The sequence below is a fragment of the Pseudomonas sp. B21-059 genome, assembly GCF_026016285.1.
GTDB lineage: Bacteria > Pseudomonadota > Gammaproteobacteria > Pseudomonadales > Pseudomonadaceae > Aquipseudomonas > Aquipseudomonas danubii.
The window spans coordinates 4,332,899-4,343,962 of record NZ_CP087201.1 but is presented as its reverse complement, the minus strand read 5'-3'; the positions used below and the strand labels follow the sequence as shown (position 1 = coordinate 4,343,962).

Annotated in this window: 5 protein-coding genes; 4 read left to right on the top strand and 1 reads right to left on the bottom strand. The window is 52.1% G+C overall.

The features are described from left to right. The first annotated feature begins 347 nt into the window (after nt 1-347). On the top strand, nt 348-6,092 hold the full coding sequence (gene hhe, locus LOY69_RS19080; protein WP_265073431.1) for a DUF4011 domain-containing anti-phage protein Hhe: 5,745 nt from the start codon (nt 348-350) through the stop codon (nt 6,090-6,092). Between the two features lie 78 nt (nt 6,093-6,170). Here hhe and LOY69_RS19075 read toward each other — a convergent pair whose 3' ends face one another. Continuing rightward, a complete protein-coding gene (locus LOY69_RS19075; RefSeq protein WP_265073430.1) occupies nt 6,171-6,563 on the bottom strand; it encodes a DUF3077 domain-containing protein in 393 nt (130 codons plus the stop codon). A 490-nt stretch (nt 6,564-7,053) separates the two neighbouring features. Here LOY69_RS19075 and LOY69_RS19070 point away from each other — a divergent pair, with 490 nt between their 5' ends. Genes LOY69_RS19070 through LOY69_RS19060 form a run of 3 tightly spaced genes read left to right on the top strand, consistent with a single transcriptional unit; the run spans nt 7,054 to nt 11,042 of the window. After that, nucleotides 7,054-8,793, top strand: coding sequence for a type I restriction-modification system subunit M (locus tag LOY69_RS19070; RefSeq protein ID WP_265073429.1), 1,740 nt, complete (start codon nt 7,054-7,056; stop codon nt 8,791-8,793). Beyond that, nucleotides 8,783-10,102, top strand: a complete 1,320-nt coding sequence (locus tag LOY69_RS19065; protein ID WP_265073428.1) for a restriction endonuclease subunit S — start codon at nt 8,783-8,785, stop codon at nt 10,100-10,102. The genes LOY69_RS19070 and LOY69_RS19065 overlap by 11 nt, the downstream gene beginning before the upstream one ends. Before the next feature lies 1 nt (nt 10,103). Next, nucleotides 10,104-11,042, top strand: a complete 939-nt coding sequence (locus LOY69_RS19060; protein ID WP_265073427.1) for a COG2958 family protein — start codon at nt 10,104-10,106, stop codon at nt 11,040-11,042. The last annotated feature ends 22 nt before the right edge of the window (nt 11,043-11,064 follow it).

Genomic DNA, 11,064 nt, shown 5'->3' with positions numbered 1-11,064 from the left:
AGCCTCTGACTGAGTACTAAAGCCAGATGCTTAAACAGCAGAGATGAGCCAGGGCGGGTGCTTTAGCATCAATTATGGGACGTTAAAGTGAACGACCAATCGTCGACGAAGTGAGGAAAACGATAACGTGGCGGCACTTTGCCTTTACCTGGCTTCGTGTGCTGGATATTGTGACGGCCATCAAATTCCAAGCAGACCGTTGTTTTCCAAGGATGGCATCTCGAACGCTCTGAAATATCGGTAGCGTCCCCCCAAAGCCTCTCTTGTTATCGCGGCCAGCTGAAGCTGAGCATCGGTTTACCGTGCTCAGGAAAAATTCATAAGGCAGTTGCCCCAACACATTAGCGGTGATCGACGTGAACTCAGGCCCTGAATCTTTGGCTACCCAACGCCATGAACTTGTTCGTCAATGGATATTGGAGCTAGTCCCAGCGGACGGCACGGCTGTTGGCAATAAGTCACTGAGAGATCGGATTGATCGACGGGCGGAACTGCAAAATTTCTCTGTCTCTGAGGAGGAGTATTGGAGCCTCCGTGATGAGCTCATTGCAAAGGGGGTGCTCAATAAGGGGGCCGGTCGCGGGGGCTCGGTTTATCGGTTCGATGCTGAAGCGAACGAGCATGCCAAGTCCGCTGAGTCTGAGCCACTTGCGGACTGGGATGACCTTGATACTCCTCCAAGTGAGATACCCGATAGTTTGGAGAAACTACGTAGCAGGCTTCTTGATCTCAGTGCCCGTAATCGACTGTTGAACTTCTCACATGCACGCTCCAAGCGCTTCGTTCGGATTATTGATGAGCTGCCGGACCATTTGTTTGAGTCTTTGGCAGATGAAAAATCCATGCGGTTCGCCGCAGTCCCTGAGCCTACCGAGAGGCAGCTGCTTACCCATGGTTTTTTAAAGTTAGACGAGAAGACAGGGGCTGTTGTTGAGCTGAAGAAACAGCCAACAGCGGAAGCTTGGGCACAGATTCTGGGGATGGCCACAAGTTATGAACTTCCGCTGCCTTCAGAGAACAGCAGATCAGGCAAGCATTCTGATGATGCAATTCAGACGCTTTATTACCCTGCAGAGATGGAATCACGATTACAGATTTTGCACGCCCAATCACGATCGGCTCTGGAGGAGACGGGGGCGAATATCCTTTATCTGGCACTCGGTTTTCTAGAGTGGGATGAGTCGGTAGCAGGTAAAGACAGCAGCCGTTTAGCGCCATTGATGCTGGTGCCAGTCAATTTGGAGAAGGGTAAACTCAACCCCCAAACTGCAACATTCGAGTACCGCGTCCATCCAACCGGTGAGGACATTCTTACCAACCTGTCATTGCGTGAAAAACTTCGCGTCGACTTTGGTATCGCGTTGCCACGAATCACCGATGACAGCACGCCTGAGGAGTACTTCGAGCGCATCGTTGAAACTGTATTGAAGATTAAGCCTGATTGGAAGGTGCATCGTTATGCATCTCTTGGCTTGTTCGAGTTTGGCAAGTTGATGATGTATCTCGACCTTGATCCTGGTCGGTGGAAAGAGCAGTCACTGTTGGATCATGGCCTGGTTCAGCGACTAACAGGAATGGACGGCTTACCGGCCAACTCGTCAGGAAAACAGGGTGCGTTTTGCGTTGAGCACTCAATTGACGAGATTGAGCAAGTCCACCAACAGTTCCCGCTAATTGACGATGCTGATAGCTCTCAGCACAGCGCCTTGATAGATGTAATTCGGGGTGATGACTTGGTGATTGAAGGGCCGCCGGGCACGGGTAAGTCCCAAACCATCACTAACATGATTGCCGCGGCGCTGGCTCAAGGTAAAAAGGTGTTATTTGTTGCCGAGAAGCGTGCCGCACTCGAAGTGGTAAAAAGCCGCCTGACCAGGGCTGGTCTGGGCGATTTTTGTTTAGAGCTGCACAGCCATAAGAGTCAAAAGAGCTCAGTCATCGATAGCATCCGGCAGCGAATCCAGAACAGCGGTGTTTTTTGCTCACCCAAGCAGCTGGCGGATCTGATTGCCAACTATGAGCGATTGAAGCAGCAGCTGAATAAACACGTACATCATCTGCATGCCTCTTTTGAAGAGTCAGGTATGACCGTTCATGAAGTGCTGATGCAGGCGACTCGTTTGCGTGAAGCGCTAACGATCAGACCTTCTGATCTGCATCCGCAGTCAGAGGCGAAAATCGACAAAGAGCACTTGCAAGAGCAAGCCGGTTTTTATGCTCATATTTATCGCAAGACCGCCGAAGAGGCTGGTCAGGCAGGCAGGTTGGAAACCCATCCTTGGTTTGGCAGTACAAAGACTCGATTGGTAGGTGCCGAGCGTTCTGCGCTTCTAGAGCATCTGTCTCATGCCCAGCAGGCACTCAGCCGTTTGGCTGCTCTTCGTCCTCAATTGTCACTGCAGCTACAGGCGGTTGTTTTGGAAGCCTACAGCCCAGATCAGTTAGGCGCTTTGGCCGCTTCAATTCCAGTACTCGCATTGCCTAAAGGTGATGAGGATTGGGACCTGTTAGGGCGGTTGGATATAGAGTCATGCGAGGCATTGAGGCTTTGGCTTCAGGGAATGGATTCGTTGTTGGATCAGCAGACGACTTTGACTCGCTCTCTGCGAGCCGACGTCATCAGTTCTGGGGCAGCGATAGCGGCTGTAAAGCAGGCCAGTGCAGCTATACGTTTGCACAATGCTGATGAAGCACTCTCCCTCAACGCCCTGCTGGATGTAATCGAAGAAGCAGAGGATCTATTGGAGTTAGCGCCGCGGGTTCAGCGGCTGATTCAGTTGTTGCAGGAGGGAGCTACGGTTGAGGGGTTACGAAGCGACTTCACTGGTATCGAACAGCTAGTTCTGTTTCTGCAAATGCTCACAGCAATGCCGGCGGATCTGGTTTCTCTTCGGCATAAGCGCTTTGAAGATGAGGCTTTGGATGAAGTCATTGCAGAACTGGATATCGAAGTTCCAGCTATCAAGAAACTGCAGGAGCAAACTGCGGATCACTTCACTCTAGATCGCTTGCCTAGCTATACGCGGCTTGAGGATTTGAGTCGGGTTCTGGCTGATAAATCACTCTTTCGTTGGTTCAAGGGGCAATGGCGCTCAGCAAAAAATGAAGTTATGGCCATGGCACGGCCAGGCATCAAATTAAAGCAGTTACAGCCGGTCCTACCTGATGCAATTGCCTACCTGAAAAAACACGCTCAACTCAATGACAACAAAGTTCTCAGTGATAAGTTGGGCGAGCATTTTCAAGGATTGGATACGCCGGTCGACTCACTCAAACGCTTGCGAGGCTGGTACAAAACGTTGCGGGCTGAGTGCGGACGTGGATTCGGTGCAAAGGTCTGGATAGCAGAGTATCTGCTTAAAACTGATGGGGAGTTACTAGCTGGGGTTTCTGGCGATAGTGCTGAGCTCGAATCCTATTTGCTCGATGTACTTGAGCATTGCCTGGACCTGGAAGACCTGTTGCCTTTCGACAGTCATGACTTACGTTCAGAGGACTTACTTGCCCCACAGGGCCTGTATGTTCGCCTTGTCAGGGATGTTGGGATCCCGCTGCGTTCGCTGTTACCTGTGATTAGCGAAGAAGCGCCCACTATGGGGCGGTTGCTTCAGTTGATTCAGGCCGTGGAAAGTTGGCAGTCCCGTTCGACAGCACTGCAAAGTGATGCTGTTCTGCAAACCTGCCTGCTAGGTGAGGAACTCCCTCGGATAGACAACCTTTCGGCTGCGCGCCCTCGCTTGACCACCTGGCGGCACACTGTTGCTTTCGTCCAGCCGATTTTGGCTTTACCGATTCGAGACATCCTCATTCCGCAGCTAACCGCCTGCACACCTAAGGAAGCTGAGGAACTCATACTTCATTGGCATCAACAAGGCGCAGTGCTCTCCAAGGTCGTGGAGTCTTGGCAGCTAGCACAGGAAGCATTTTTCCAAAGCGCTGCGGTTGTGGGTAGTCAGTGGTGGCAGTCCGTTGAAACAGCTGACTTTGAGCCTATGGCTGATCGATTAGCCTGGGCCGCGCAAAACCCTGACTTGCTTGACCATTGGTTTGAATACCGCCGTTTGCGTTCGCATTTGGTTGAGCTGGGTTTCGAGACTGTAGTCGAAGCAATCGAAACGCAACAATTGGAGTCTGAGCGCTGTATCGATGCCTGTTTGCTTGGTCTTCTTGATAGCTGGGCGTTAAAAATCCTTGAGCTTGATCCTGCATTAGGACAGTTCTCGGGCAAGGAGCAGGAGGCTATTCGTACGCGTTTTGCTGAGATTGACGAGCAACTCAAGCGTCTGCAGCGTGAGCAGGTTTCGTCACGTATAAGTCAGAACAGCGTTCCTGCTGGCAATAGTCATGGCGCGGTCAGGGACTTTACGCAATTGGCGTTATTGCAGCGTGAGGCTGAGAAAAAAACTCGACACGTACCGATTCGTAGCCTGATGAATCGTGCAGCGGAAGCGCTACAGGGTCTCAAACCCTGCTTCATGATGTCGCCAATGGCTGTCGCTCAATACTTGCCGGCTGGGCATATCGAGTTTGATTTGGTCGTAATGGACGAAGCCTCTCAAATGCGTCCGGAGGAGGCGTTGGGCAGTATTGCGCGTGGCAAACAGTTGGTAGTTGTAGGAGATCCAAAACAGCTGCCACCGACTAACTTTTTCTCCCGTAATGGGGGCGACTCGGATGCCGACGATGCGGATGCTTCATTGGCCGAAGACTCGGAAAGCATTTTGGAAGCGGCGATGCCGTTGTTCAAACTGCGTCGTCTACGTTGGCACTACCGTTCACGTCACGAGAGCCTCATTGCCTTCTCTAACAAAGCTTTCTATGAAAGCAACTTGGTGGTCTATCCCTCGCCTCATCGTGAGTCCGCAGAGTTCGGGGTTAAGTTTGTAAGGGTTCCCCGTGGACGCTTTGTTGAACAGCGCAATATCGAAGAAGCGGAGGTAGTCGCCAAGGCTATCGAGCACCATGTGATTCATCGCCCTGATGAATCCTTGGGGGTGGTGGCAATGAACGTCAAGCAAGCTGAGCAGATCGAGAGGATGCTTGAGCTACTTGCCAAGCAAAGTCCCCAGCTACAAGTCGCGCTGGATCGCAATCAAAGCCTGGGTGAGCCGCTGTTTATCAAGAACTTGGAAAACGTTCAAGGTGACGAGCGCGATGTAATTTACATCTCTGGTACTTATGGTCCGATGGAAGTAGGCGGTACCGTACCACAGCGTTTCGGTCCTATTAACGGTGCCAGCGGATGGCGGCGTTTGAACGTGCTGTACACCCGTTCCAAGAAGCGCATGCAGGTATTTTCCTCGTTTGGGTCGAGCGATGTACTGGTGACCAGTACTTCCAGTCGTGGCGTGCAGGCACTGCGAGATTTTCTGCACTTTGCTGAATCTGGTCGTATGCCCCATATCAAGGAAACTGAGCGAGCACCGGATAGTGATTTTGAGGTCGCTGTTATTGAGATGCTGGCGCGCCACGGCTATCAATGTGAGCCCCAGGTGGGTGTAGCCGGATTCTTCATCGATCTGGCGGTACGTGATCCCGGGCAACCAGGCCGCTATTTGATGGGAATTGAGTGCGATGGCGCGGCCTATCATTCAGCGAAGTCGGCGCGAGACCGTGATCGCTTGCGCCAAAGTGTATTGGAGCAGTTGGGTTGGAATATTCGTCGTATTTGGTCAGTGGACTGGTTCCGCAATGCCCGGGTGCAGATTGAACCCATTCTTCAGGAACTGGCGCGGTTACGAACCGAACCGGTGGAAAAAGTAGAAGAGGCCAAGGAAGAGTCTGAGGAGCTTTCAAGCCAACAAGTGGCCGATGAGCAACGAGAGCACGCTGAGAGCATTACCCTTGAGGGTAACTACAGCTTGCGAGAGAAGCTGGTATGGCTGGAGGAAAATGTTATTCGGCCGAACTTGCCAGATGTGCCGGCTAATCAACGATTGCTGAGGCCCGCGATGTTGGAGGCTTTGCTTGAGTTCCTTCCCGCCGACCGTACTGAGTTTCAGCAGATGATTCCTGGGTATTTGCGTAATGGCACCCATGGTGCTGAAGGGCGGTATATCGACGATGTGTTGCTTGTGATCGGTGAGCAATAATTGTGCGGGTAGAGCTGTGATGGAAAACGGGGTAAGTCACGCCTTACCCCGTTTTCTTGTCTTACATCTGCGTGGCGTTTAATCCGTTACCGAGGCTTCGGTCGGCTTATTTGCATCCAGCAACGAATCCACCACTGCTCTAGCCATCTCCACCGAATGGATCATCGACCAAATCAACCCACGCTCCACACCGCTGGCGCGCTCGGTAATTTCATCGCTGACCTGTACCGCACAGTCCAGCAGCAACGACACATGCACCAACGCTTCTTCGGCATTGATGCCGGGGCGGACACTGAACATGGATTGATGACCTACGGACGTAGACACGGTGTCTTTCAGGTTGTTGAGGATCGAGGTTTCAGCGCTATGCGCCGCCAAGGCCAAGCGAATGCGCTGGGTGTCGATATCGTGTTCGGGGGTTCTGAATTGCCCAGGCAAGGACATGGGCGGATCGGGAACGAGCTTTTTCATGGTGCATCTCCAATGTGAATGGAGCTGCCAGCGATCGCTGCTAAACGAAGGAGTGGCAGCTGTACGCAGGTTAGCAGACCGGTCACATTGGAAACCGGCGCACCCGAAGGTGCCCTGCGCACAGCCACCATAAAAAGCAGAAGAAAAACTCTGCCAACAGGTGACGTCGATGCGCCCAATGTGATGTTTCGAGCTGCTAAACCCGATCACTGATATGCAGTGATGAACCGAGCCTAGACAGCTGCTTTCACAGGCGCAAGCGGTCTGGATTCTCTAGGAAAAGTCGCTTAATAGAAAGGGACTGGCCTTACATTGGGCATCGAAGGACGGGAAGTTTTTGCGACGCCTCGTGATTTTTCGCCGACTCAAGCCTGGGTTCTGACGAAAAGCCATCAGCCCGGTATCATGCAGTCCATCTTTAACCAGCCTCAGGGGTTGGTTTTTCATTTTTGTTGCGCAACTCATCTGCGTTGAAGGTAGGAATTTGTCCATGACGGATCAAAAGACTGGCAAACAGGCTGCTATCAGCCTCGCCGAGCAAGCATTGAACGAAGCCCGAGCGCGTTACACACCAAACGAATCCCCCGAAGGCCTGGAGGCTGAACCGGCTAAAAAAAAGCCAGGACGTAAAGCCAAGGCAGCGGTCAAGACCACCAACAACACGCTGCAAGACCTACAAAAAACCCTGTGGGCCACCGCCGACAAGATGCGCGCCAATATGGACGCCGCCGAGTACAAGCACATCGTTCTCGGTTTGATCTTTCTCAAGTACATCTCCGACAGCTTCGCCGGCCGGAGTGCCGAGCTGAAGCGTCGTTTTACCGATGCCAACGATGATTACTACCTGGGCAGCGACGACGCCGAACTGTTAGCCCAAGAGCTGGAAGAGCGTGACTACTACACCGAAGTCAACGTGTTCTGGGTGCCGGAAGTGGCGCGTTGGGAGTCACTGCGCGCTGCTGCTAAGCAGGTCGATATTGGCAAACGTATTGATGAAGCATTGGCCGCCATCGAAGCGGAAAACGCTAGCCTGAAAAATATCCTCGACAAGCGTTACGCCCGTGCCCAGTTGCCGGACGGCAAGCTTGGTGAGTTGGTCGATTTGATATCGACCATCGGTTTCGGTGGCGACGCCAACCAGGCTCGCGATCTGCTGGGCCAGGTGTATGAATACTTCCTTGGTCAATTCGCCAGTGCCGAAGGTAAAAAAGGCGGGCAGTTCTACACGCCGGCCAGCATCGTTAAAACCTTGGTTGCGGTGCTTAACCCGCATCATGGCAAGGTCTACGACCCATGCTGCGGTTCGGGCGGCATGTTTGTGCAGTCGGAAAAGTTTATTGAGGCTCACGGTGGAAAATTGGGTGACGTCTCCATTTATGGCCAGGAGTCCAATCCGACTACCTGGCGTCTAGCGGCAATGAACCTGGCAATTCGTGGCATTGACTTCAACCTCGGCAAAGAGCCAGCCGACACCTTTATCCGTAACCAACACAGCGATCTGCGCGCAGACTTTGTGCTGGCCAATCCACCATTCAATATCAGCGACTGGTGGCATGGCAGCTTGGACGGTGACCCGCGCTGGGTGTACGGCACGCCACCGCAGGGCAACGCTAACTTCGCGTGGCTGCAACATATGCTTTTTCACCTCAAATCAAGCGGTCGTGCCGGTATTGTCTTGGCCAATGGCTCGATGAGCTCCAATCAGAACACTGAAGGTGACATTCGTAAGGCCATGGTCGAGGCGGATGTAGTGGAAGTGATGATTGCACTGCCTGGTCAGTTATTTTTCAACACACAGATCCCTGCTTGCTTGTGGTTCCTCACGAAAAAGAAAGCTACTCGTCCTGGCGAGGTGCTGTTTATAGATGCACGTAAGCTAGGTAAAAATATCAGTCGAGTGCAGATTGAGCTGCTCGATAGCGACATCGAATGTATTGCTCAGACCGTGGCTAACTGGCGCGGCGAACCGTTGGATATAGGCGGTGATATTACTGAGTACTCTGATGTCGCTGGTTTCTGCCGCAGCGTGACTTTAGCTGAGATCGCTGAACATCAACATGTGCTTACCCCTGGGCGCTATGTGGGGGCGCAGGTAGTGGAAGAAGATGATCAAGATTTTACTGAAAAAATGCAGAGCCTTACTGTCTTATTGGGAGAGCAGATGGTCAAAGGAGAGGAACTCGACCAATTGATCCGCCAGAAACTTGGAGGGTTGGGTTATGAGTTTTGAATGGATTCCGTTTACAGAATTATTGTTATCGATTGTTGATAATAGAGGTAGAACCTGTCCGGTTGGTGACTCCGGAATACCCCTGATTGCAACGAATTGTATTAGTAATAACTCGCTATACCCTGCGTGTGAAACAGTGCGATTTGTAGATGACGAAACTTATCGGACTTGGTTTCGAGGGCATCCAAAGCCGGGCGATATTTTGTTTGTCTGTAAAGGCAGTCCAGGTAGGACAAATTGGGTTCCAGATCCTGTGGGTTTTTGCATTGCTCAGGATATGGTTGCCGTTAGAGCGGACTCGTCCAAGATCTATCCAAAGTATCTTTTTGCTGTGTTGCGCTCTTCGATTGTTCAGGCTCAAATTGATAATATGCACGTTGGGAGTATGATTCCTCACTTTAAGAAAGGGGATTTTAATAAATTAAATATTCCTGTGCCTGATCAAGAAAGGCAGGAGTTTATTGGGGATTACTATTTTGCTATTTCTGAGCGAATTTCCCTGTTGCGTGAAACAAACTCCACTCTAGAGGCTGTCGCTCGAGCATTTTTCAAGTCTTGGTTTGTCGATTTTGACCCTGTGCGGCTCAAGGCAGAAGGGCTTGAGCCTGAGGGTTTGGACGCTGCTACTTCAGCATTATTCCCCAATAGTTTTGATGAATCCGATCTAGGTTTGGTACCTATGGGGTGGACTACGCGACCTATCTATGAAATGGCTTCTTACATTAACGGAGCTGCTTATAAAACGTTTGAACCTAATTCGGAACGTCGCGGATTACCAATCATCAAGATTGCGGAGCTGAAGTCAGGCGTTACCTCGCAAACAGCATTTTCAGATATTGATATGCCAGCTAAGTATCTAATTGATACAGGTGATATCCTTTTTTCTTGGTCTGGTAATCCAGATACCTCCATTGATACTTTTGTTTGGGGGTATGAGCCGGCTCTACTTAATCAGCATATATTTCGTGTTTTGCCGCATGACCCTATTGATCGTTCTTTTGTTCTCCAGGTACTTAAAAATCTAAAGCCGGTATTTGCTGAGCTTGCGCGTAACAAACAGACAACTGGACTTGGTCATGTCACTGTGGCTGACTTAAAGCGCCTTCATATTGTTTATCCACCGAAAGCGATTATTGAGCAGTTCAATAGTATTGTTGAACCGATTCATCAGATGATTTTCGGTAATGAACAGCGAGCCCACACCCTCACCCAGCTCCGCGACACCCTTCTACCCCGTTTAATCTCCGGCCAACTGCGCCTACCAGAAGCGACAGCCGCTACGGAAAAGATCCTGTCGGAGGCTATCTAACATGGCTCTTAACCTGCGCGAACGCGTCATCGAACGCCTGCAAAGCCAGCCCGACACCCAACACACCGCCCGTGAACTGGCGCAGTGGATATTCGAGCAGTTCCCCGCCGAATGTGCAGTCAAGAAAGCCGGCAGCGGCAGCCATATTCAGACCGACGCTGACCTTGTACAGCAACTGGCGGCCGAAATCGCGGGCTCGCGTCCTCGCTGGCAAAAGCAGCACCCGCAGCTGAAAACCACAGAAGGCCGGCCACGTCACTATTACTGGTCGGAGTTGGACGCCAATGCCGAGGTCGCGGCGGCGGAGGGCCTCTCACCCGAAATCACAGAATTGCCCGAGTCCTCGCGGTTACGTGAGCACGCGCTCTATCCCTTGCTGGCGCGGTACCTGCTTTCAGAAGAGCAGTGCGTGAATGCCATGCGTATCAACGAAAAGCGCTCCTCCAACCGCGCCGGCAGCGGTGGCAATGAATGGCTGCACCCGGATCTGGTCGGGCTGGAAAACCTGACCGCCGACTGGACGGCGGATGTGCGTGAGTGCGTTCGTGTATTGGGTGAGCGACGCGCTCGGTTGTGGTCGTTCGAGGTCAAGTTGCTGCTCAACCGCTCCAATGCCCGCAAGTGTTTTTTCCAGACGGTGTCCAATTCCTCCTGGGCGCATTTTGGCTACTTGGTGGCTGCTACGGTGGAAGGCGATGGCACGCTCAAAGAGCTGCGTATGCTCGCCGCTGCCCATGGCATTGGGGTGATCCAATTGGATGTGGAGAACCCCACGGAAAGCCAGATTCTGATTCCAGCGCGGGAACGCAGTGATATCGACTGGGACATGTGCAACCGCCTCAGCGAAGAAAATGGCGATTTTGCCGAGTTCCTCGGACGTGTTCGGCGCTTCCACCAAACCGGCGAGTTAACCGCCAAAGAATGGGAGGCCTCTGCGTGAGCAGTCCCAAGCCTCTGGTCGA